At 33.7% G+C, this 24,391-nt stretch carries 24 protein-coding genes and 1 pseudogene; 6 read left to right on the top strand and 19 right to left on the bottom strand.

The window, feature by feature from the left end:
* Positions 1-101: 101 nt before the first annotated feature.
* From IV513_RS00870 to IV513_RS00885, 4 genes are all read right to left on the bottom strand, one after another.
* Positions 102-788, bottom strand: a complete 687-nt coding sequence (locus IV513_RS00870) for an NAD-dependent deacylase (protein ID WP_209388628.1) — start codon at positions 786-788, stop codon at positions 102-104.
* 11 nt (positions 789-799) lie between these two features.
* Entirely contained in the window at positions 800-1,708 is a 909-nt protein-coding gene (locus tag IV513_RS00875) for an NAD(+)/NADH kinase (RefSeq protein ID WP_209388629.1), read from the bottom strand.
* Positions 1,709-1,746: 38 nt separating this feature from the next.
* Complete coding sequence (locus tag IV513_RS00880) at positions 1,747-2,718, bottom strand: SPFH domain-containing protein (protein WP_245168821.1); 972 nt, start codon at positions 2,716-2,718, stop codon at positions 1,747-1,749.
* A gap of 209 nt (positions 2,719-2,927) precedes the next feature.
* Positions 2,928-3,605, bottom strand: coding sequence for an NUDIX domain-containing protein (locus IV513_RS00885; RefSeq protein WP_209388631.1), 678 nt, complete (start codon positions 3,603-3,605; stop codon positions 2,928-2,930).
* A 236-nt stretch (positions 3,606-3,841) separates the two neighbouring features.
* On the opposite strand from IV513_RS00885, the gene IV513_RS00890 reads away from it, so the two are divergent.
* Positions 3,842-4,984, top strand: coding sequence for a hypothetical protein (locus tag IV513_RS00890; protein ID WP_209388632.1), 1,143 nt, complete (start codon positions 3,842-3,844; stop codon positions 4,982-4,984).
* An 82-nt stretch (positions 4,985-5,066) separates the two neighbouring features.
* Here IV513_RS00890 and lepA read toward each other — a convergent pair whose 3' ends face one another.
* From lepA to IV513_RS00915, 5 genes are all read right to left on the bottom strand, one after another.
* Entirely contained in the window at positions 5,067-6,863 is a 1,797-nt protein-coding gene (gene lepA, locus IV513_RS00895; protein WP_209388633.1) for a translation elongation factor 4, read from the bottom strand.
* An 82-nt stretch (positions 6,864-6,945) separates the two neighbouring features.
* Complete coding sequence (locus IV513_RS00900) at positions 6,946-7,962, bottom strand: hypothetical protein (RefSeq protein ID WP_209388634.1); 1,017 nt, start codon at positions 7,960-7,962, stop codon at positions 6,946-6,948.
* Positions 7,963-8,052: 90 nt separating this feature from the next.
* A complete protein-coding gene (locus IV513_RS00905) occupies positions 8,053-8,565 on the bottom strand; it encodes a hypothetical protein (RefSeq protein WP_209388635.1) in 513 nt (170 codons plus the stop codon).
* A gap of 6 nt (positions 8,566-8,571) precedes the next feature.
* Positions 8,572-9,198: a hypothetical protein gene (locus IV513_RS00910; protein ID WP_245168822.1), complete on the bottom strand. Its 627-nt coding sequence runs from the start codon at positions 9,196-9,198 to the stop codon at positions 8,572-8,574.
* Between the two features lie 20 nt (positions 9,199-9,218).
* Positions 9,219-9,770: an RNA polymerase sigma factor gene (locus IV513_RS00915; protein ID WP_209388636.1), complete on the bottom strand. Its 552-nt coding sequence runs from the start codon at positions 9,768-9,770 to the stop codon at positions 9,219-9,221.
* Positions 9,771-9,923: 153 nt separating this feature from the next.
* Between IV513_RS00915 and IV513_RS00920 the strand changes: the two genes are divergently transcribed.
* From IV513_RS00920 to IV513_RS00940, 5 genes are all read left to right on the top strand, one after another.
* The gene (locus IV513_RS00920; protein ID WP_209388675.1) at positions 9,924-10,676 is read left to right on the top strand and encodes a Rossmann-like and DUF2520 domain-containing protein; all 753 of its coding nucleotides are present in this window, start codon (positions 9,924-9,926) and stop codon (positions 10,674-10,676) included.
* A gap of 30 nt (positions 10,677-10,706) precedes the next feature.
* Positions 10,707-11,462, top strand: a complete 756-nt coding sequence (locus tag IV513_RS00925; RefSeq protein ID WP_209388637.1) for an SIMPL domain-containing protein — start codon at positions 10,707-10,709, stop codon at positions 11,460-11,462.
* Positions 11,463-11,546: 84 nt separating this feature from the next.
* Complete coding sequence (locus IV513_RS00930; protein WP_209388638.1) at positions 11,547-12,065, top strand: HAD family hydrolase; 519 nt, start codon at positions 11,547-11,549, stop codon at positions 12,063-12,065.
* 9 nt (positions 12,066-12,074) lie between these two features.
* Positions 12,075-12,644, top strand: a complete 570-nt coding sequence (locus tag IV513_RS00935; protein WP_209388639.1) for a nucleoside triphosphate pyrophosphatase — start codon at positions 12,075-12,077, stop codon at positions 12,642-12,644.
* A 71-nt stretch (positions 12,645-12,715) separates the two neighbouring features.
* Positions 12,716-15,283, top strand: a complete 2,568-nt coding sequence (locus IV513_RS00940) for a lipopolysaccharide assembly protein LapB (protein WP_209388640.1) — start codon at positions 12,716-12,718, stop codon at positions 15,281-15,283.
* Between the two features lie 52 nt (positions 15,284-15,335).
* Here IV513_RS00940 and tsaB read toward each other — a convergent pair whose 3' ends face one another.
* From tsaB to IV513_RS00990, 10 genes and pseudogenes are all read right to left on the bottom strand, one after another.
* The gene (tsaB, locus tag IV513_RS00945) at positions 15,336-16,010 is read right to left on the bottom strand and encodes a tRNA (adenosine(37)-N6)-threonylcarbamoyltransferase complex dimerization subunit type 1 TsaB (protein WP_209388641.1); all 675 of its coding nucleotides are present in this window, start codon (positions 16,008-16,010) and stop codon (positions 15,336-15,338) included.
* Positions 16,011-16,012: 2 nt separating this feature from the next.
* The gene (locus IV513_RS00950; protein WP_209388642.1) at positions 16,013-17,023 is read right to left on the bottom strand and encodes a virulence RhuM family protein; all 1,011 of its coding nucleotides are present in this window, start codon (positions 17,021-17,023) and stop codon (positions 16,013-16,015) included.
* Positions 17,024-17,045: 22 nt separating this feature from the next.
* Positions 17,046-17,399: a hypothetical protein gene (locus IV513_RS00955; RefSeq protein WP_209388643.1), complete on the bottom strand. Its 354-nt coding sequence runs from the start codon at positions 17,397-17,399 to the stop codon at positions 17,046-17,048.
* Positions 17,400-17,515: 116 nt separating this feature from the next.
* Entirely contained in the window at positions 17,516-18,268 is a 753-nt protein-coding gene (locus IV513_RS00960; RefSeq protein ID WP_209388644.1) for an SDR family NAD(P)-dependent oxidoreductase, read from the bottom strand.
* A gap of 67 nt (positions 18,269-18,335) precedes the next feature.
* On the bottom strand, positions 18,336-18,731 hold the full coding sequence (locus IV513_RS00965) for a YraN family protein (RefSeq protein ID WP_317196391.1): 396 nt from the start codon (positions 18,729-18,731) through the stop codon (positions 18,336-18,338).
* 19 nt (positions 18,732-18,750) lie between these two features.
* Positions 18,751-19,674 carry an LD-carboxypeptidase gene (locus IV513_RS00970; protein ID WP_209388646.1) on the bottom strand — a complete coding sequence of 308 codons (924 nt, stop codon included), beginning with the start codon at positions 19,672-19,674 and terminating at the stop codon, positions 18,751-18,753.
* Positions 19,674-20,357, bottom strand: coding sequence for a LysE family translocator (locus tag IV513_RS00975; protein WP_209388647.1), 684 nt, complete (start codon positions 20,355-20,357; stop codon positions 19,674-19,676). The genes IV513_RS00970 and IV513_RS00975 overlap by 1 nt, the downstream gene beginning before the upstream one ends.
* A 135-nt stretch (positions 20,358-20,492) precedes the next feature.
* Entirely contained in the window at positions 20,493-22,643 is a 2,151-nt protein-coding gene (gene rnr, locus IV513_RS00980; RefSeq protein WP_209388648.1) for a ribonuclease R, read from the bottom strand.
* A 576-nt stretch (positions 22,644-23,219) separates the two neighbouring features.
* Positions 23,220-23,444, bottom strand: a pseudogene (locus IV513_RS00985) (thrombospondin type 3 repeat-containing protein); the annotation flags it as partial.
* Between the two features lie 167 nt (positions 23,445-23,611).
* Positions 23,612-24,358: a hypothetical protein gene (locus IV513_RS00990; RefSeq protein WP_209388649.1), complete on the bottom strand. Its 747-nt coding sequence runs from the start codon at positions 24,356-24,358 to the stop codon at positions 23,612-23,614.
* Positions 24,359-24,391 lie beyond the last annotated feature (33 nt).

Here is a 24,391-nt window from a genome sequence, read left to right on the forward strand (position 1 = left end):
TATGTCGTATTATTCTTTTTCAATTTTTTAATATCAAAAATCCGGTAAGGGTTCTAGTTTTTGCTGCTTAAAATCATTTAAATTTTCCTGATGTTATAGGTTTAAGCAAGACTTAACAGTTCTTTAAAGAGCAGTTTCATTCCTTGGGTTGCTGTTTCTTTTATCACGACTGCTCTTTGCCCATATCCGAAACCAGTTTCGTTGGGATTAACGACGATTAAAAGGCAATCATCTTTGATGTCATGAAGCAATCCTGCTGCAGGATACACTTGCAGAGAAGTTCCTATAACCAAAAAAATATCTGCTTCTTGTGCCATAATAGTTGCTTCTCTCATTAACGGCACATCTTCTCCGAACCAAACGATGAATGGTCTCAGTTGTGCCCCATCTTCTGCATTTTCTCCTAAGTTGATATCAGATTTTTGTTCGTAAATGAGATTTTTATTCTCGCAGGAACAAGATTTGAATAATTCCCCATGAAGATGCAAAATATTTGTTGAATCTGCTCTCTCATGCAGATCATCAATATTCTGAGTAATAATTTGTACATCAAAATATTTTTCCAGTTCTGCCAATAGAAGATGAGCTTCATTTGGTTCCACTTCATGAAGCTGACGACGTCTCTGATTATAAAATTCTAAAACTAAAGACTTATCTTTTTGCCATCCTTCCGGACTTGCAACATCTGTTATATTATGATTTTCCCAAAGACCATCTCCGTCTCTGAAAGTTTTTATTCCGCTTTCGGCACTAATTCCTGCGCCAGTTAATATGGTTAGTTTTTTCATTTTTTCAAAAATTAATTTGTTACCAAAACCGCTTCTTCATCAGACAGCTTTATTTCTGCCATTGCACCACTGTTGAACTGTAGAAAATCCTGCTCAATTCCATCACTAAAGATAAAACCATTATTTGGCATTAGTGATTCTATCACTAATTTGTTTCCTTTTTTCAACTTTCCGCCACAAATGTCGGTTTGTGTTCTGATGCTTTTGAAAGGTTCTCTCACAGCAAAATACAAATCGTCCTCTTTCAGTTTGGGGTATTGCAATTTTGTTTCGCCTAAAATTCCGAAAGCCATATTGAAAATTGAACTCAGCCAACCTGTACTTCCTGTTTTTGTAGAAACAATAATCCCGCTGGAAGAATGGGTTTCTTCTTTTCCGTTCAGCATTATCTTATATCTTGCTGATGAATGTGAAGAAATCCCGATGAACAAATCATTTACTGACAATAGTTTTTGTCCGTCATTAAGAACCGCTTCTGCAAACCTCATCTTCTTTGAACTAAATTTTTCGTTTAACACAGCATTTACTCCATTCAGAAAGTTTTTTACCGTGAAAGGAAGCAAAACACCGTCGTATCTTTCTTCATCAGGATTAATTGCCACAATCGGAATGTTTTTAGAATATTTTGCTACATTGGCAACCAACCCATCTTGTCCTACCACTACAATTAAATTATTTTCAGAGAAAATATAAGACGGAACAAATTCTCTTTCAATCACTTTATTTTTAATTACTTTTGAAAGCTTTGTCTGAACTTCCAGAAATGACTGATAAAATTTTTCGTGTTCATCCACATATTCCTGAAAATTTCCACCCGAACTTTCGATATAAAATTTTGCCTGAGCTTTGGTGTTGAACCGTTCAATTAAAGACTCGAGTCTTGTTTTATTTTTGATAATTATGGCGTATTCCCTTTTCATTTTTTTGATTTGTGAGATAAAATTTTTGACCTACTCTTTTACTTTTTCAAAACAGTGTCTAATAAATCAGGACTGATATTTAAAGTTCCGATTTTGCCGGCATTTTCTGCCAATTCTCTGAAAGCCAAAGCAATATTATTTTTCGCATCCTGATTTCCGCTTAAAGCACTCAAAACTTTCCAGTCGATTTCTTTGTAAGGTTTTAAAGAAGTTTCCAGAATATAGCCTTGTGTTTCAGCTTCTTTTCTGTCATTTTCCGTTTTTTGTTCAATAAGCTGTTTTCTTTGATTTTCGACAGAAATATCCGCAGCAATTTTCATCTCTCTCAGAATTCTGTTATTTTCTTCCTGCTGAACTTCGGTTTCCATTCTTTTTTCCTCAATCTGTTTTTGCTTCTCTTCTACTGCAATTTCCGTATTCAGTTCAGATTCTTTAATTTTTCTTTCCTGTTCCACAGCAAAATTTCTTCTCTCATAAATTGCTTCATCTGCTTGTTGCTGTAGTTTTTCTCTGGTTTCGGTTTCCAAAGCTCTAGCCATTTCCGGGGTAGTTTGAACAGCGAGAATATTAGCTCCAAGAATTTCAATTCCCATTGTTTTTATGGCTTCAGAATTCATCAATCCTTCCAGAATATTACCTTCAATCTGTTTTGCAGAACGAATGGCATCTTTTAAACTTAATTGATGAATAAAAGACGAAGTTGCAGTCTGAGCAAGATTGATGATTCTCTGATTCAGCTTTTCGATATCATTTTTCTTATAAACTCCAGTCTCGTTTACGGTGAAATCTAAGGTATTTGAAAGTGCTTTCGGATCTGTAATCTTATAACTGATTTGCCCCTGAATTTTCACTGTCTGATAATCGTGTGTGTTTTCATTAAAGATAAAAGGCAGATCATTACTTCCCATCGGAATCGCAACGATGGACGAATTGGGAGCAAAATAAAAGAATGATAAACCTCTCCCTTCTTTTACGATATTTCCATTTTTAAAATGAAGAACGTAAGTCATTGAATCGAATTTAATGTGTCTGAAACCGAACATAGCTTTACAATTTTAAGTTAATATTTGTGTCATATTTACGCTAATCAAAAATGAAATAATTTTCTTATTGCGTTAATTTCACACAAATTTAAATAATTAAAACCTTTTTCTCCGAATTTATTTGCGTTATTTTTACGCTAATTAATTTAAAAATCTGATTTTCAGTAAAATAAAATTTATTTGATCTCAAAATAGAAACCTTGTTCTTCCAGTTCCTTATATTTCTGCTGATTGAAAGTAAACAATTTTCCAGGTCTTCCCGTACCTTCTTTTTTAAGAATATTAGTGTCATTCAGAAGTCCATAACTCATTATTTTCTTTCTGAAATTTCTGCGGTCAATTTCTTTTCCAATAATGGTTTTATACAGATTTTCAAGATCAGAAAAGGCAAATTCTTCATTAAGAAGGTTAAAACCAATTGGCTGATATTGGATTTTTGTGCGAAGCCTCTTGAGTGCTGTTTCAATAATTATTTGATGGTCAAAAGCCACTTTCGGAAGCTGGTTAATACCGAACCACTGTGCATCATCTGCATCAGAATCTGCAAAAAGTTCGTGATAAGAAGGATTTACCAAACCTAAATAAGCAATAGAAACGACGCGATTTCTCGGATCCCGACCAACATTGCCAAAGGTGTAGAGTTGTTCTAAAAAATCAGGTTTTATGCCCGCTTCTTCGTGAAGCTCACGCTTTACCGCATCATCAAGATTTTCATCATCCAAAACCAATCCACCGGGAAGTGCCCAATCACCTTTAAAAGGCTCTATCTTTCTTTTTATCAAAAGAATCTGGAGGTCTTTCTTATCGAAATAGCCAAAAATAACGGCATCTACAGCCACTTTGATATTCTGCATAATTTAGTTTGTGTGATGAATACACAAAAATATACTTTTCAGTTATCGAAACAAAAAAATCCACAGAAAATTCTTTGTGTTATATTTTAAAATGAATGGAGATAATTAATTTTTCAGCCTAATAGATTTAGCAGAATTAGTTTGGTTGCCTGTGCATTAAAGGAAAAATTCAGTAAATTATCATAAACCTATTGTGCCATTTTTATATTTTTTTTACTTTTGAAAAAACACATGAAATGAAAAAAAGACTCACTCTATTATTAGTGACTTTTGCTATTGGTGCATTTGCGCAAAAAGTCAAAACTTATTCAGAATCTGCTAGTAGTTACTTTATAAAATATCCGGAATATGCTTTTTCGTATAAATTTTTAGAGTATAAAACGCAAATTGATATTTCTAATACTAAAATGATCGTAAAATCTGATGGAAAACCCATATCAGAAACGAGTATCAACGAAAATAATTTCACGAAAATAAGAAACGACTCTAAGGAGAGCTACCTCAGAATTGGAAATTTAGAAAAAACTACAAAATCCGGAAGTGGTGTTCTGGATGCGACTATAAAAATAGGTGATTTAATAGCTGACTCTAAAATGTATAAATCTGGCACTGCATGGGAAAATAAATACCGTATTTCTGTGTTTTTAGAAGTTCCTCTTCATATAACTTTTAAGGATTCGTTTAGCGGAGAATTGGTAAAAGAAGATACCTTAAATATAAAATATGAAAATCTAAACTTTTCAGATAAAGTCTATGCCAAAGACGAAATGCGCAAACTAAAGGAAACAGATTTCCCTACGTTATCCGAAGCACAGGAAGCTTCAAAAGCGTACTTTACCAAAGAGGCAAGCAATATTACTATGGCGATTTTCGATGCATTAATTGGACAAAACCAAATAGCAGGATCATGGAACGCTTTCAATGAAAAATACAGCATAACTCATGATAATACAGGAACTCTTTTCGTTGAATTTTTTAAAGATAAAAAAAATGAAAAATTTGCTGAATACAATACCAAAACAGAACAACTGAAACAATTAGCAAAAGATATTGCATCTATTGCCTACAAAGACAAATACATTCCTAAAGAAAAACTAACGCAGATACAGCCTCTTTCAGACTATTATGAAAACGAAATAAAACTCACAACAAACGAAGATGTACTACTTGCGTTAAAACGAAATCTCTTCATTTCATATTTTATAACCGATGAATTTGAGAAAGCTGCTTTGTTGGTTAATGATATAAAAATCAACCCAAGATTAAATTCGAATATTCCTTTAATAAAAAAATTAGGAGAAGACAAAGCTTCGTTTGAAAAGGAAAAAGCACACTCTTCAGCAACATATACTAGTAAATTGTCTTATATTTTAAAATAAGTTTTCTTATTTGGTAATGTTTTTCAATAAAAAATCCACAGAAATTTTCTGTGGATTACTTTTTTTTATTTGAATGTTTTTCTTAATCATTCAGCTTAAGAACAGCCATGAAAGCCGATTGTGGTACTTCTACTCTACCAATCTGTTTCATTTTTTTCTTCCCTTCTTTCTGTTTTTCCAGAAGTTTACGCTTTCTCGAGATATCACCACCATAACATTTTGCGGTAACGTCTTTTCTTAAAGCTTTGATGGTTTCTCTGGCAATAACTTTGGTACCCAAAGCCGCCTGTACCGCAATATCAAACTGTTGTCTCGGGATTAATTCTCTCAGTTTCTCACACATCTTTTTACCAATATGATAAGCATTAGAATCGTGAATTAATGAAGATAAAGCATCCACCATATCGCCATTAATCAGGATATCCATTTTTACCAATTTGGAAGCACGGAAACCAATCGGATGATAATCAAACGAAGCGTAACCTTTAGAAATAGATTTGAGTCGGTCATAGAAATCGAAAACAACCTCTGCCAAAGGCATATTGAAGATCAATTCTACCCTTTCCGAAGTCAGATAACTTTGGTTGACAATTTCGCCACGTTTCTCGATACAAAGCGTCATCACAGCTCCCACAAAATCGGATTTTGTAATGATAGAAGCCTTGATAAATGGCTCTTCTACCCTATCCATAGTGGTAGGATCCATCATTTCGGATGGGTTATTAATCAGTATAACTTCTTCCGGATCTTTCTTGGTAAACCCGTGATAAGAAACGTTAGGAACTGTGGTGATCACATTCATGTTGAATTCTCTATCCAAACGCTCTTGTACGATTTCCATGTGAAGCATTCCTAAAAATCCGCAACGGAAACCAAAACCTAAAGCTGCTGAACTTTCTGGCTCGAAAACCAAAGAAGCGTCATTAAGTCTTAATTTTTCTAAGGAAAATCTCAATTCCTCAAAATCCTCAGAATCAATTGGATAAATCCCTGCAAAAACCATGGGTTTTACTTCTTCAAAACCTTCAATCGGGCCTGCTGCAGGTTTATCAAATGATGTGATGGTATCTCCTACTTTTACTTCTCGGGCATCTTTTATCCCAGAAACCAAGTAACCTACATCGCCACATTCTACGGTTTTCTTTGGGACTTGTTTTAGTTTCAGAGTACCGACTTCATCCGCACCGTATTCTTTTCCGGTAGCGAAGAATTTTATTTTTTCATTTTTAGAAATACTTCCGTTTACTACTTTAAAGTAAGCTTCAATCCCTCTAAATGGGTTATAAACCGAGTCAAAAATCAAAGCCTGAAGTGGCGCGTTAGGATCTCCAACTGGTGCTGGAATTCTCTCAACAATCTGTTCCAACAAATGATGAACACCTTCTCCCGTTTTACCGGAAACTCTTAGAACATCATCATAATCGCAACCGATAAGATTCATAATTTCGTCGGTTACTTCCTCCGGATTGGCAGATGGTAAATCTATTTTATTAAGAATAGGAATAATGGTTAAGTCATTCTCTAACGCCAAATATAGATTAGAAATCGTCTGAGCCTGAATACTTTGTGCGGCATCTACGATAAGAAGTGCACCTTCACAAGCAGCGATAGAGCGGGAAACTTCGTAAGAAAAATCGACGTGTCCCGGTGTATCAATTAAGTTTAATATAAATTTTTCTCCTTTATATTCATAATCCATCTGGATGGCGTGAGATTTAATGGTAATCCCACGTTCTTTTTCCAAATCCATATCATCCAGCGTCTGAGATTGTAATTCTCTCTGAGTAACCGTATTAGTATATTCTAAAAGACGATCTGCCAAAGTAGATTTACCGTGGTCAATATGGGCGATTATGCAAAAATTTCGTATGTTTTTCATTGATGAACGATGTAATTTGCAAAGATAAAAAAAAGAGAGACAATTCGTCTCTCTTAATCTGTAAGCAATGAAATAAATTGATTTATTTATCCTGAAAATCGTATTCTCCCGTTAAAGTATCAATATAAACTTCTTGTTTATCTTCATTTTTCATTTTCTTCTGTTTGGAAGCTTGCTCAATAGAACCGGCTACTGCACCTATTAAGCCAAACATACCGTAAGTACTATTGTAGTCTGCAGGAAAAATCTGTCCTCTATTGGCGATTATATAAAATCCGTTTTCATTTTTATTGATTTCTATAAAGCCTGACATTGTTTTCTTATAAGCTTTGCCATTTTCCACATAAGCAAACATTTTATTGGCAGATATTTTTTCTTTTTTATCGTTTTCTATTTTTATTGCCTTGGTTACTTCGCCTTTATCGTTTCTTTCTAATTCAAAATTTCCTTTTAACGGATTTTGATTTAAAAAAGAATTGAAATCTAAATATATTCCATCCTTTAGTTTGTCACTCTTAAAGGCTTCGTATTTGTTTTTTACATACGCTTCATAATCAGAAAGATTATTAAGTAACACTGCATCTTTAGCAGGTTCTAAAGTGTAAGCTTTTTTAATAAACTCTGAAAAAATTACTGGAATATTTTTCACCATTAACTCTGAAACTCGTTTATCCTGAAAAGCAAAAGCAGTATCTTTTTTATACAGAAAACGGTATTTGTCACCTTCCTTTTGGAATATTTGAGCTGAAAAATCCATATTTCCGTTCGTTTTCTTTCCATCGCTTTCGCCTGTAGAAAGTTTCAGTTTCTTTAAAATAAGAACCAGTTCATTTTTCCCATCTAAAGTATTCCCTCTGCTAAACCAAGCTTTGAAATCGTTTTCTGGAGTTGTAGAGAAAACCACTTCTTTCATTTCTTTATTTTCATTAAAGGGTAAATTTCCAATCGATTTATCTTGCCTTTGGTCTAAAACATTAAAACCTTTATAAGTAACACCATCAAATCTGGTAATATTTCCTTTAAATTTAATGGCTTCTATAGATTGAGAAAACGATAAGACAGCCATAAAGCAAAACACGATTTGAAATAATTTCTTCATACTTTTTTTTGCAAAAATAAGTTTTTCTTAAAAATTAAACGACCCTCACAATAAATTGCAAGAGTCGTCCAACATTAAAAAAATAAACTATTATGGGTTTTGTTTTTTTTCGGGCATAGTATGTTTTTCGTTATGCGGTTTTCTTTGGTTCATTTTATCTCTCATCATTGCTTCAGAATTAAATAATTTTAAAACTTTTTGACAAGGAATAACAGTCTGCATTTTTTCCGCATATTTCTTTTTATTGTCTAATAATTTCTGACCTAACTCGAAACTTTGCTGAAGTTTTTGCTTTGCCTCTTCTTCGCTAAGCTTTTCAGGATCAAAATCGGAGTTAAACTGTTTCATTATTTTTTTCTGATTATCCAGATACTCGTTGTAAACCTCTGTAAATTCATCTTTGTCTTTAGGTGCTACATCCAACATATCCAGAACCATTTTATTTCTCAGATCTGTGAGAAGTGCTTTTCTTTCATCTGGAGGAAGACTGTTTATTACCGCCTGTCTTTTTTCGCGGGTCATATTTTTCCAATCATAATTATTGATCTGTGCATTCAGCATCAAACCTGTCATTATAAAAAGTATAAATAATATTTTTTTCATCTTCGTTTAATTAAATAAGTCGAGGTAAACATCCTGACTGGAATTTTTCGCCAATTCTGCAATCTCCGAATTGGAAAGAGACTCGATATATTCATTCATATGAATCTCATTATTATTAGCTTTTGCTGTTTTTCTAATTGGATTTTCTGATGTATTCTCCGAAACATGAGAAACGGCAACTTTAGAATTAGATTCGCTTACTATTTTGGTAACTTCATGATTTTCAGCAGAAATATTTGATTTCGCAGTATTGTTGGCAATCTCATTATCCGTTTTAGGAACCTCAACATTCTGCACATAATTTGTTACTGAATCAGTATTTTCAGAAATGTCAGAATTAGAATTAAAAACCCAAGTTGTTCCAAAGATTAAAGCTAAAGAAGCTGCCGCAACATATCCCCAGTTCATTTTGAAAATAGGAGTTTTTCTTTTTTTCGAAATTTTTTCTAAAACATTCTCCTGAACTGTTGAAAATAAATTTTCAGAAACTTTATAAATATTTTTACGCTCCAATTCTTCAAGATCAAAATCTTTCATTCCGCCCAAAACCCTTTCCTGAATATTTTCAAACATATTCTCAGGAACTTTATAAATGTTCTTGCGTTCTAAATTATCTAGATTAAAATCTTTCATTTTTAATGTTTTATCAAAAATTATCTTTCGTAATTTTCTTTAACGTATTCTTCTATTTTTTGCTTGGCATAATGATAGTTTGTCTTAAGGGTTCCTACCGACATATCTACAATTTTCGATATTTCTTCGTACGGCAAATCATCATAATACCTCATCGTAAATACAAGTTTTTGTTTTTCAGGGAGGCTCTGTATAGCTTTCTGTAATAAAATCTGTATTTCTTCGGCATCATCTTCTGTATTATCTGCAATAATATTTTGCATGTAATAGGAAGGATCTTCATCTGTTTTCTGCATTTTCTTCAGTTTATTTATTTGCTGCAAAGCTTCGTTGGTTGCAATTCTGTACAGCCATGTATAAAGCTGACTGTCGTTTTTAAACTGATGAAAATTCTGATATGCTTTAATGAAAGTTTCCTGCAACGTATCCTGAGCAAGATCTCCATCCACTACAATACGTCTAATGTGCCAATACAATCTACTCTGATAAGCATCCATCATCACACGAATCCCTTTATCCAGTGTTCGTGAGTCTTGCATAAGCGCAATTATCTCTGCGTCTTTACTCTTCATGTGATGCTTTCATTGTTTTGATGACAAAAATATTTAAAAGTTAAACTATATATCCAATTTTTATGCTAAATATTTAGAATATAATCATTCATTTTTTTATAAACCTGTCTTTTTACCGTAAAACCAATGAGCCAAATTATCTATCTTTGTGTAATGCAAACAGTTATTATTGGTTCAGGAAACGTTGCCTATCATCTAGCAAAAGCATTGAAGCAAAACGGTATTTCTGTAGCTCAGATTTTTGGCAGAAATGAAAATGACCTTCAAAAGATTTCTACAGAACTACACATCCCTTATTCTACTGAAAGACTTACAGATGCAGATTTATACATTATTTGTGTAAGCGATCATTCTGTAGAAGAGGTTTCTCGGATGATTACTAAAAAAAATTGTCTAGTTGCCCATACTTCAGGGTCATTACCTAAAGAAATTCTTAGCGGAGAATATAGAAAATCTAGTTTTTATCCTTTACAGACATTTTCTAAATCTAAAAATTTAAACTACAAAAAAATACCTTTCTTTATTGAAACTGAAAATCCCGAAGATCAACAGTTACTTACTGCAATAGCTTCTAAAATTTCGGATAAAGTAATGGAAAGTTCTTACGAAAAAAGGAAATACATACATCTTACTGCTGTTTTTGCCTGCAATTTTACAAATCATCTTTTTTCCAGAGCTAAAGAAATTTCAGATTCTCAGGAAATTCCGTTCGATTATTTTTTACCGCTTATAGATGAAACCGTTCAGAAAATTCATGAAATGGAACCCAAATCTGCCCAAACTGGTCCCGCAGTAAGAAACGATAAAAGAATATTGGAGCTTCATGAAGAATTATTGGCAGACGAAAGCCTCAATATTTATAAAACTATGAATCTTTCTATTAAAAAAATGTATCATCTCCCATAATATTTTATCTTTGAGAAAAATCACAAAAAAATGAATACAAACATCATCCGTTCACTCATTATAGGAGCAGCTATTGTAATTACTGCATTTATTTTAGGTTCTAGCTTTAAGAACAGAAATTTAAAACAAGACACCATTTCGGTAACCGGTTTGGGAACAAAGGATTTTATTTCCGACGAAATTAACTGGAGCGGAAGTTTCGATGCCAATGCAATGGATGCTAAAGATGCTTACAACATTATTTCTCAGGATAAAGAAAAGGTAAAGGCTTTTTTCTACAGCAAAGGTTTTAAAGCCGGAGAATTTTCTTTTGGCGGAGTTAATTTTTCCAGATCTTACCGCACAGTAACCACAAAAGAATCAGACGGAAGCGAAAAGTCTGAAGAAATTTTTGATGGCTATAAAGCAACGCAGAGTGTTTTTTTCAGAGCACAAAAAAACCCTGCTTTAATGAAAAAGATAGAAAGCGTAATTGATAAAACAGCAGAATTAATCAACAACGGAGTTCAGTTTGAACCTTCTTCTGCTCAATATACATATTCTGACCTTGCTTCTTTGAAACACAGTCTTATTGAAGCCGGTGCAAAAGATGCCAAAGAAAGAGCTGAAAAAATTGTAAGCAGTGCAGACGGAGATTTGGGTAAACTTAAAGACGCTTCTATGGGAGTATTCCAGATTACTGCAAAAGGTTCTACGGATGAAGACAGCTATGGAGGAAATTTCGATACTTCAAGTAAAGAGAAATCTGCAAGAATTACCGTTCGACTTACTTATAATCTTGATTAAAAATAATTAAAAAACGATTAGTGATTGCTATGGATTTGAATTTTTTATCGTTCATCAATCATCATTTTTCAATCATAATTTACAATGAGTTATAAAGAAAAATTAAAAGATATAAAAGCATTTGTGTTTGATGTAGATGGCGTATTCACAGATGGAAGTGTTTATTTAATGCCTGGCGGAAATATGTGCAGAGTGATGAATGTTTTGGATGGATATGCGGTTGTAAAAGCTCTGAAAAACAATTATTTAATCGGAGTAATAACCGGCGGAAACGATGAAATGGTAAGACATCGCATTAATTATCTCGGTATTGAAGATTATTATGCAAAATCTCACGATAAAATGGTAGATTATGAAGATTTTAAAGCAAAATATAATCTCAAAAATGATGAAATTCTTACGATGGGAGACGACATCCCAGATTTTCACATGATGAAAAATTCTTCAATTGCAAGTTGCCCGGAAAATGCCGTTCCGGAAATTAAAGCCATCGCAGATTATATTTCTACAAAAAAGGGTGGGAGTGGAGCAGTTCGGGATGTTATTGAGCAGGTAATGAAGGTACAGGGAAATTGGCATGACGATAACACACAATCTGTTTAAAATCGAGTTATGAAAATACTTTTAGCCTCACAGTCGCCACGTAGAAAAGAACTTTTAGCCGGTTTAGGCTTCGAATTTGAAGTTGTGAAGATAGATTGTGACGAGATTTTACCCGAAAATATTCAAATTTCTGATGCTGCAGCTTATCTTTCTGAATTAAAAGCTGAAAGTTATGAAAGTCTATCAGAAAATGAAGTGCTTTTAACAGCAGACACAATTGTTTCCTTTGAAAATCAAATTCTTGGAAAACCAAAAGATAAAGACGAAGCCCGAAAAATGATTCGATCATTATCCGGAAAAACACATCAGGTTTATACGGGAATTACCCTAAAAACTGTTCATAAAACAATTACAGAAACCGATGTTGCCGAAGTGGAATTTGATGAGATTTCAGATAATGAAATAGACTTTTACATCGAAAACTACAAACCTTTCGATAAAGCCGGAAGTTACGGAATACAAGAATGGTTGGGAATGGCAAAAATTAAATCCATAAAAGGAAGTTTTTATACCATTATGGGATTACCAACACACTTGGTTTATAAAAACCTGAAACAAATACAGAAATTTCCAAAATAATTTTTTATTATTTTTACAAAATCATCAAACTGCTGATAATAAAAAGTAAATTAGCGAGTTATATTGAAATAATGAAAAAGAAAATCATATTCCTTTTAGCAGCGATTATTGTTGTTTCCTGTTCCACAAAAGTGAAAAAACCGGAAGCAAGATCAAAGTTTCTAAAGGGCTTTTCTACCTACTATAATACTTTGTTTAATGCGAAAGATGCATTAAACAGTGAGTTTACATCAAGAGATAAGTCTCACAAAGACAATTTCTATGCACCCTATATTCCTATTCTTACCTATGAAGATCAGCCTCTAGGAAGCGATTTGGGACAGTCTTCCGCATTTGCCGAAAATACGATGAAAATGGCAGGGCTTAACAATTCCGCAAACTCTAAAAATGTTCCCGGAATGCCTCCCGGAATGCCCGGAAATTCTCCAATGTCTCAAAATCCTGATGGTACAATGCAGAATAAAGGAGCAACCGTTTTAGAAATTGCTGAAGCAAAAGCTTTAAAAGCCATCAACAAATATTCGGTTATCCGAAAAGGAGAGGAGCAGAATAAAAAGATCTTCGATGCTTACATTATTTTGGCACAATCGAGAATTTATCAGGGGAAATATCTCTCGGCTCTGGATGCACTTAACTATGTCTTCACTCACATGAAAAAAGACAAAAGGCTTCCATTGGCTCATGTTTACGAAGCTTTGGCGTATGCTCAAATGAAAAACTTTCGCAAATCACAAGATATTTTCGCCGAACTTAAAAGCGAGAAACTGAGCAAGGACCACGAAAAAGTAATGAGCATTTATTATGCGGAATCTCTTTTGGATGCCGGAAAAAAAGAAGAAGCTGTAAAGGAACTAGACCGTGCTTTTGAAGTGAACGGAAACCGAAAATTAAAGAGCAGAATTGCATTTCTTAGAGGGCAGGTTTTGCAGGAACAGGGGAAATCTGATCTTGCAAGAGAAAGCTTTCTTGCCGCTTATAAATATGCCAACGATTTTGAATTTGAAGTGAAATCTCAGATAGAAATTGCAAAAACATTCAACGGAAAAGGCAATTATGAAGGTGCAAAAGATTATCTCGAAAAAATAAGCAAAAAAGGAACTTACGCATCCCGAAAAAATGAGTTTTATTATGCTCTTGGTCTCATGGCCAATAAAGCAGGTAAAAAAAGAGAAGCGCAGGAATTTTTCAGAAAGTCTTTGCTAGAAAAAGTTTCAGATTCTCAGGTAAGAGGATTGGCTTATTATGAAATTGGAAAAGGGTATTTAGAGAAAAATGATTACATAGGAGCCGGAGCATATTACGATTCTGCTTTGGTTGCCATGACTTACGAACCCTCTAAACTTCTCCTTAAAGATCAGTCTAACTATATCAAAAAAATATCCAAAAACTATTATTTTATTAAGAAAAACGACAGTATTCTTTCTTTGGCAAAAATGACCGAACCACAGAAAACCGAATATTTTTCTAAATATATTGCTGCATTGAAAATTAAAGAAGAAAAAGCAGAGCAGGAGAGAAGAAGAGCAGAAAGAAGTAAAGGTTTTGATACCGGAGATTACAATTCCAACTCTATTTTTGCTAATGGTAACGCAGGATTCGAGGATTTTGGAGTAGCTGCAAAAGGATTTTATTTCAGCAATAATAATACAGTAAGTAAAGGTTCTGCAACATTTAAACAGATTTGGGGAGACCGTGCTCTTTCAGATAACTGGCGTTATTCCAAAAAAATGGCTTCTCTGGAAGATATGAAAAACGAAGCGTTGGGAGTGAACGCAGCCCCTAACCCAAGACGTTTTGAACCCGCTTATTATATCGAACAAATTCCTACGGATGTTGCAAAACTTTCACAACTAAAAAAAGACAGAGATACCGCCTCTTTAGGATTGGGTATTATGTATCAAAATTATTTTACCAATACGCCTTTAGCCACAAAAACACTTTACGATCTTGTGGATGTGAAACCGGAAGAGAAAGTAATGCTTCAGGCTTTATACGAGATTTTTTCTATGAATTATGAAAAAAATCCTCAGATTTCGGAAAGAGCAAAACAAATTTTAATTACTGATTATCCGTATACATCGTATGCAGAATTCGCAAGAAATCCTAAAAACAGTAATTTTGTAAAATCTTCGGATGAAGTAGAGAACGAATACAAAGCGGCATATGCACTTTACGAATCTGAAAAATTTGCAGAAAGCCAAGCCAAAATAGACCAAATCATCCTTAAATATCCAAAAGATGCACTTGTCCCTAAACTGAGTTTATTGAATGCCTTTAATGCAGGAAAAACCAGCGGAAAAGAAGTAATGATTCTTCAGTTGGAACAAATTGTTCTTAATTATGCCAAAACTCCAGAAGGGATGAAGGCTAAAGAGATGCTGAATTACCTTAAAAGTGATCTTAAATTTCAGACTACTGATCATAAAGGAAATGCTGTCCCAAATAATAACAATCCGCAGATGATGGAAAATAAAGGCAGTACACCCGGAAATATCCCTCAAAACAACCAGATACAGCAGCCAAGCACTAATCAACAGAATAAAAATCAGCCAACATTAAACGGAGTTCCAAAGAAGCCACAATTAAATGATCTTCAAATGGTTCCTAATAGTATTCCGGCAAATGGTTATGGAAAATAAAGAAAAAGCGAAGAAATTAAATCTTCGCTTTTTTATTTCATTTTAAAATGTACTAAGACTGAGATTTTTTCACACCATGAAAATCTTTAAGATAAAACGGTTCAAAATATGCAATATCTTCAAAATCTTCTTTTTCTGCCTTTTCTAAAGCTTTTTTTACCAAATATTTTGCAGAAGGATAAACATCTGGTTTGAATTCGGCATTAGGAAGATCTAAGATATCTTGGGCTTTAGAAGCTCCGTCACCTACAAAGAGAACTTTTTTATCTTTAAATTCCTGAAAAGAGGTTTCATCCAAAATTTTTGCTTCTGTGGAAGAGGTTTCATTTCCCGTTTTACCATCATACACCGCAGTATAAACCTCCATTCGTCTTGCATCGACCAATGTGATAATATAATCATAGTTTTGTCCTAAAAACGGCTCAATCATGCTTTCCATGGAATTGACGGCAACCAAAGGTATCTTTAAGCCATAACAAAAGCCTTTCGCCGAAGCAGCTCCAATTCTAAGACCTGTATAAGAACCGGGACCTTTTCCCAAACAGATGGCATCCAAATCATTCAGAGAAATTTCTGCTCCTTCCAACGCCCATTCTACAAAAGTGTGCAAAGATTCGCTCTGTTTATAGTTTTCTGAAACTTCTTCACATACGCATAAAAGTTTATCGCCCTCCGAAATAGCAACAGAACAGTTTTTAGAGGAAGTTTCGAGGTATAATATTTTCATTTTTACAGTTTATCTTTTTTAACTAATTTCTTTATTTCTTTATCAAAATCTGAAACTATTTTCTGAGTTTTATTAAACGTTTCATATTCAGAAACTGCTTTTTTATTGGCTTCAATTTTTGCTACATTTCCTTTACCTTCTAAAACTTTATACTCGTTGAAGTCTAAAAATCTATTGACACTATTTGCCAAAGATTCCATTGTAAAAGCATTTTCCCTTTCTAATAAGCCTTCTATATAATCAAAGTACCCAGTAACTGTTCGTTCTAGTTGTTGAATTTCTTTCTCAGACAAATAGTTTTTTGCAACAACCACATCAGATTTTAAAATTCTTCCATTCGGGGAGTACTTCCAAGTAGTTAAACCCATGTTTTCTGCTTTACTGTCCGCATTCTGGTAAATAATTTCTGCAGCAGTTTTACCCGTTATAGCAAAATGAAATTTATTCTGAACCATTGCATAAAAATTTTTTGTGATTTCTGAATTTCTATCATAATCAATACTACATTCTGCAAAAATATCTGTAATCTGCTGATAAATTCTTCTTTCACTTGCTCTAATAGAACGTATTCTCTGAAGAAGTTCTTTGAAATAATCTTTACCAAATTGATCTTGCCCTTGCTTTAGTCTTTCATCATCTATTACAAAACCTTTGATGATAAATTCTTTAAGTGTTTGAGTAGCCCAAATTCTAAACTGGGTTGCTTTTGCAGAATTTACACGATAACCGACAGAAATAATTGCGTCAAGATTATAATATTCAAGATTTCTGGTAACATTTCTTTCCCCTTCAGTTTGAACTGTTCGGAATTCCCGAACAGTTGCCTCTTTTCTTAGCTCTTCTGTGGTGAAAATATTGGTAAGATGCTCACTTATGGTTGATTTAGCAACATCAAATAAAGTAGCAATGGCCTTCTGTGTAAGCCAAAGTGTATCATTTTGTAAAAAAACATTAACCTTAACTTTTTCATTAGGCGTATTATAAATTAAAAAATTCTGAGACTCTTCGTTCATTGTTTTAATATTCTAAGCAAATTTATGGCTTTATCTCCACACTTTGCCGGCTCCACAATTTCCATAGAGATTTCTTTTTAATCCAGATTTCGAGAAGCGATAAGTTCATTTCAAATTCTTGGTTTTTATAGAGACCTTTTGCCTTAATCTTCCTGCGGATGCTGAAAATATTTTTGAATTTCTTCATTTCTGAAACTTCGATCTGGCTGATTTCTTTATATTCAACTTTTTTGGAAGAAAAATCTTTTTTAAAATCATCCAGATTCTGGATCCAGCCATTAGAATGACCGAACGAAACAGCTGTATCCAACAAATCAAGAATTTTAGGATTATTAATCTGCATCAGAGAATCAAGCTTTCTAGTTTGAGAAAGCAACTTTTTTTCCTGTATAGAATACTTCTGAGAAAATCCAAAAACACAGCAAAAAAGAAATAGAATAGGCAAGAACCTCATATCCAAATTCTCAAATTAAATCATTTTAAAATTAAAAATTACCCTTTTCTGTAAATGGTTCTCGGTTCGCTCTGTGCGCTTGGATAAATGGTCATATCTGAAACGGTGACGTGTTGCGGTGCATTGATGCAGTAGGCAATGGCATCGGCAATATCTTCAGCTTTTAAGGCTTCGTAACCGGCATACACCGTTGCTGCTCTTTCCTGATCTCCTTTGAATCTCACCAGCGAAAAATCTGTTTCCACCGCTCCTGGCTGAATATTGGTAACACGGATGCCGAATTCTGTTAATTCAAGTCTCATTCCGTCAGAAATCACATCTACTGCTCTTTTGGTAGCACAATAAACTACGCCGTTGGCATAGGTTTGTCTTGCGGCAACAGAGCTGATATTGATAATCTGTCCTGAATTTCTTTCTTTCATGATAGGAATGAGGGTTTTAGAAACATATAAAAGCCCTTTCACATTTCCATCAATCATAGAATCCCAATCTTCGGTATTTCCGGCTGAAAGAGGCTCTAACCCGTGTGCATTTCCTGCATTATTGATTAATACATCTACATTTTTCCAGTCAGCGGGAAGCGATGAAATGGCGTTTTCAACTTCCTTTAAATTCCGGACATCAAATTTTAAGCTGAAAATATCTGCAAATGCGGATAATTCTTTTTTTAAAGATTCCAAAACTTCTTCACGCCTTCCGCAGATGATTATCCTGTTTCCCTGTTTTGCTAAAAGTTCTGCAGTGGCTTTTCCGATGCCGGAAGTAGCTCCGGTGATGAGTATTGTCTTCATAAAAATTTTCAATTTTTAAATGTAACAATTATTAGTAAACTGTTATATTGATACATTGTTACATTGATTAATTTGCATCAAATGCTTCGAAAGCATCCTGAATATGTTCTATTTCTAATTGGCCGTCTGAATCTGGAAGAACCGAAATAATATCAAATCTTACTTCCTGATTTTTATTAAACTCTTCCATAAAATGATTGGCAGCGAGTACAATTGCCTTTATTTTTGATTTGGTAACCGCTTCCTGCGGAAGAATAAAAAAATCTGTGGATCTTGCTTTTACCTCAACCACAACTATTTTGTTGTCTTTTTCGGCAATAATATCAATTTCATTCTTTTTGAACCGAAAATTTCTGACAAGAATTGTGTAGCCATTTTTTACCAGATATTCAGCGACTAAATCTTCAGCTTTCTTTCCTAATTCATTGTGATCTGCCATACTTTTCTTGTTTGAGTAAGAAATTTCAAAGAATTACCTTTCCTCAAAATTCAACTTTTACTTTCTCTCCAGCCTTAATTTTTACTGTACCACCTATTATTAACGGTCGGTTATCTTTAATATGCCCGTTCGGAAATGCAAAAATTACGGGAAAATGATACTTTGAAATTCTGTCCGAGATGAGTTTATAAGACAATTCATCGAAGCTTTCTTCATATTGCTTATTCTCTTTTTCATCGCCCATGTTGGTCATTCCACCAACGATTAATCCTTTTATTTTTTTGAAAACACCTGCTAATTCCAGACTCATTATCATTCTGTCTAAAGCATAGAAGTTTTCTCCAATATCTTCGATGAATAAAATTTTATCTCTAAAATCAAAAGAATATTTTGTTCCTAAAAGTGCATAAATAAGGGCTAAATTTCCTCCAACCAATTCTCCTTCAATATTTCCCTTCTTGTTTAATTGATGCGATTTTAAACTGTATTTTGGCTTTTTCCCTTTTAAAATATCAAAAATTACTTCATAACTTTCTTCCGTTACGCCAAAGCTTGAAGTTTTTATAGTCTGCCCATGAATAGATGCGAAACCTTTTTTCAGCAAATAGCTCTGAACTACGGTATTATCTGAATAACCGATATACCATTTCGGATTTTTGGCAAATTCTTTTAAACTTAAACCTTCCAATAAATGCTGACAGCCGTAACCGCCACGCGAAGCCCAAACTGCTGAAATTTCCGGATCGTTCAACGCCCAGTTCATATCTTTTAGTCTTTCGGCTTCGGTTCCCGCATAGTTGTAGCCGTTTGAGAATTTGGTATATAAATGTTCACCCAAAACAGGTTCAAAACCTTTAGCGGTAATCATTTGGAGACCTTTTTCCAGTTGAGCCGGTTCTACAGCACCTGCAGGAGAAATTATGGCAATTTTAGCTCCTTTTTTAAGTGATTTTGGAAATATTTTCATCAGTTTTTTTTGTATTTTAATTCTTTTTTCTCGGCTTCTTCCAATTGTCTGTCGAACTGATTAAACATTTTAAAACTTTGAAGGAATATGAAGAAACTGAAAATAATCAGCACAATACCTACCCCTTTTCTGATGTTGTTTGCCAGTTTTTGGGTAAGTTTATCGTGAAACTGTTTTGCCAGAAAAATTTTAAGAAAATCTATTCCCAGATAAGTTGCAATCACAATTCCGAGATAGAGAATAAGACTTTCGGTATCCGGATACTGATTTCTTACGCCAATTACGGTAACTAACCAAAAAAGGATTACCCCGACATTGAGAAGATTCAGTAAAAAACCATTGATAAATGTTTTAAAATAATTCTGCCCGATGAGTTTTTCTTCTCCGGGCATATGCATTTTGGTTTTTGTAACCATCATAATAATCCCGTAAGCGAGAATAAGAATGGATGTAATTCTGTAAAATCCTGGGTGTTTATCGATGAGATTAACAATATCTGCACTGGCATAATAAGCAGCAATAATACAAAGTAAATCTGCTGTTACCACCCCAAAATCGAGTGCTAAAGCGTGTTTCGGACCTCTTGTAAAACTGGTTTCTATTAACAGAAAAAAAATAGGCCCGATAAAAACCAGACTCAGCATAAAGCCTAAACCAATGGCTGAAAATATGAGTTCAAACATGCAAAATTTGTTTCAAAGCCAAATTTAAAGATTATATTTTTATTGAGGTTTAAAAAGAATATAATTTGAATGCTTGCCTAACAATTAAAAAGACCACATTTCTGTGGTCTCCATATTTCAATAATTTATCTAATATTAATCAACAATCTTAAAATCAAGCTGTTTTGCAATTAAATTAGCTTTCACTACTTTAATTTTTACCTGATCTCCCAACTGATAGCGGTTTCCTGTGCGTGAACCGTAAACTGCGTGTGTTGCTTTGTCGTAAGTGTAAGAATCATCCATCAAATCTCTCAATTTAATTAAACCTTCAGCACCGTTTTCAGGGATTTCAACCCAGAAACCAAATTCTGCAACTCCGGAAATCACACCCGTGAAGGTTTCTCCCAAATATTTTTCCATAAATTTCACCTGCATAAATTTAATGGAATCTCTTTCTGCATCGGCAGCTAAACGCTCCATTGCACTGCAGTGTTTTGCTTTTTCTTCCAGCTCATTTCTGTCCGGAGATTTTCCGCCATCCAAATAATGCTGCAATAATCTATGCGCCAACAAATCGGGATAACGACGGATAGGAGAGGTGAAATGCGAATAATAATCGAATCCTAAACCGTAATGACCAATCGGTTCGGTAGAGTAGACTGCTTTGCTCATGCTTCGCATTGCCAAGGTTTCAATCATATTTTCTTCGCCTTTTCCTTTGACGTCTTTCAGTAAAGTATTTAAAGATTCAGCGACTTTTTTGGTATTTGCCAAATCCATTTTATACCCGAAAGTAGATACAAAATCTCTCAAAGCTTCCAATTTTGCAGGATCCGGATCATCGTGAACTCTGTAAATAAAGGTATTTCCGTTCGGACTTCCTTTTTTTAGCGAAACAAATTCAGACACTTTTTTATTCGCCAAAAGCATAAATTCTTCAATTAAATGATTTGAATCTTTGCTGATTTTGAAGTAAACACCAATCGGCTGATTGTTTTCATCCAAATTGAAACGAACTTCGCTTCTGTCAAAAGTAATTGCACCGTTTCTAATCCGTTCAGCACGCATAATTTTGGCTAATCTGTCGAGAACATTAATTTCTTCCTGCAAATCGCCTTCCTGGGTTTCAATTCTTTCCTGAGCTTCTTCGTAAGTGAATCTTCTGTCGGAATGAATCACCGTTCTTCCAAACCACTGTTTCTGAATTTCTGCTTTGTCATTCAGCTCAAAAATAGCTGAGAAAGTATATTTATCTTCATTCGGACGAAGCGAACAAACATCATTACTTAAAACTTCCGGAAGCATCGGCACAACACGGTCTACAAGATAAACTGAAGTTGCTCTTTCGTAAGCTTCATCATCCAAAACAGTTCCCGGAACTACGTAATGAGAAACGTCTGCAATGTGAACTCCAACTTCCCAGTTTCCGTTTTCAAGTTTTCTCATAGATAAAGCATCATCAAAATCTTTGGCATCTTTCGGGTCGATGGTAAAAGTCAAAACATCACGCATATCCCAACGTTTTTTCGCTTCTTCATCGGTAATTCTACGGTCAATTTTGTCGGCTTCCCTTTCTACTTCTTCAGGAAATTCGTATGGTAAACCGTATTCTGCAAGAATAGAGTGGATTTCTGTTTCATGTTCTCCCGGATTTCCAAGAACCTGCAGAATCTCGCCTTCAGGATTTTTATCTCCGGGCTTCCATTCTGTCATTTTTACAACTACTTTATTGCCGTTTTCTGCTCCATTTATTTTTCCTTTCGGAATAAAAATATCGGTATTGATTGTTTTTTTATCGCAAACTACAAATCCGAATTCTTTATGAGGAACAAGCTGAAAAGTTCCCACAAATTCTGTTCTTTTTCTTTCCAGGACTTCCAAAACGGAGCCTTCGAGTTTTTTGCCTTTGAAATTGTAGGTAACAATGAGAACTTTATCTCCCTGAAGGGCATCTTTCACGTTTTTTGAATGAATAAAGATATCATCCTTCAAATTTTCAACGGTAACATACGCATTTCCGCTTTGGTTGAAGTCTATGGTTCCCGTTAAAGTACCTTCAATATTAAGATTGATGCTGAATTTACCTTTTTCGGTTTCTTTTATACGCTTGTTCGCCAACAGCTTATGCAAAGCCTGAATTACCATCTCGCGCTGTCTGGGATTTTTATAATCGATCCCGTCCGAGATCTGTTTGTAATTGTATAGTTTGGTTTGATTTTGATTCATAAATCTCATAATCAGCTTACCGATTTCCATAAGTTTATGATCATTTTTCTGACTTATATATTTTTTCTTTTTTGCCATTTTTTAATTTAATTGTATAAAGGTATTTCCTTTCTCTTGTAATCTGAAATTTTTTCGTTCAATTTCTGATTTTTCGTTTACCTTAACCAAAATTTCATCATTATCTTTAAAGAAAATGTATATCTGAAAGCTTTCGTAAGGGTTAAATTTTTTATTTTCTAAATCTTTGAAATTATTTTCTGCATTGTAAAAAGTTATTCCATTAATTTTTTTGGAATACATCTTTTTAAATGATTGTACTTTTTTATTTACCACTTCATTTTCGCTGAACGGAAAAATAATTTTTGAAGGAAACTTGTTTACAAATTTTTTGAAATTTCTCTCATTCCAAAACAATTCTGAAGCCAAATTTACTTCTAAATTTAAAGGAGAATAATCTGTTGAATCTTCTCCACAACCGCCTATTTGAGAAAAACTTGCAACTTCTAAGTTAATTATTTCAGAATTAAATTCTTTTAAATCTATTTTACTGAAGATAAAATCTGCCAGCTTTTCGTAATTAAAGTTTTTTGTTTTTTCTAAAAACTTATTTTTTATTTCATTCAATTCTTCCTGAGAATAAGAATGATTTACTTTTTTAGGACAGCCATTTTCTTCGGATACACCCGGAACTGTAGGACACGCATCATCTTTATCTAAAATTCCATCTCCATCCGTATCCGGCCAAGGGCAGCCATTATTTTCAGGTGGTCCGGCAACTGAAGGACAAGCATCATCTTTATCTAAAACTCCGTCTCCGTCAGAATCTGGCCATTTGCAACCATTATTTTCAACAAAACCTGATTCTTTCGGACATTGGTCTAAATAAAATAAAACGCCGTCTTTATCTTCATCCGAAAGACAATCTTTTTTACTGAATTCTTTTCTGCATTTTTTGAAGGATTCTTTGTCGATGATTTTCTGTGCATTCGTCAGATAAATTGAAAATAAGAAGCAAAAATGATACAAAAGTTTTCATCGAGTTTGTTTTAAAATTTGTACTCATTTATTGTCTGAATTTCTATCCATTTTTTGTTTTTATACTGAAAAGTCTTATAAACTTCTTTATATTCATCATAAGTATATTTCACCGTAACAATTTTACCTAAATAATTTCTAAAATTGATCTCAAATTCCTGATAAGATCTATCGCTAAGATTTAAATTACTTTCTCTAAATCCTTTTGCGGGAATAAAATAATATTTTTCTCCTTCATCTGCATTGATATGACCTGAAATTTCACTCTTTCTCTGCTTCAAAAATACTAAGATTGCTTTATCATTACTATCCATATTAAATTTAACTGTTTTCCGGTTGATAAATTCACCTTTAAAAGGTAAATATGGAATAATATTGAAATCTAGTTTTCTCTGTAGAAATTTTACTGTTTTTTCGTTCCAAAAATCAGATTGATTGTATGACGGATTTAAATAGTTGCAATAATCTTTTCGATCGTCAAATCCCAAAAGTACAATTCCCTGATATTTTGAAAATGGAGGATTATAATTGACAATGATATTTTTTTTGTTAATTTTAAAAATAATTTCATCAGCAATCATTTGTCCTAAAGTTCGAAATGATACGTCTTTAAAATCATTTTTCAGCTCAGTACATTTCTTGAAATCTCTCTGCTCCGCTTCTTTTTCTCTTTGAAGCTGCCGGATTGTATCTCTTGGTTTTTGTGAAAAGGTATACAGAAATATGAAAAAGAAAATGAACAAAAAGTAGATTTTCATAAAATGGGTGTTTTCATAATATTTGAAATATTG

The sequence above is a fragment of the Chryseobacterium sp. RR2-3-20 genome, from assembly GCF_017808115.1.
GTDB classification, from domain to species: Bacteria; Bacteroidota; Bacteroidia; order Flavobacteriales; family Weeksellaceae; genus Chryseobacterium; species Chryseobacterium oryzae.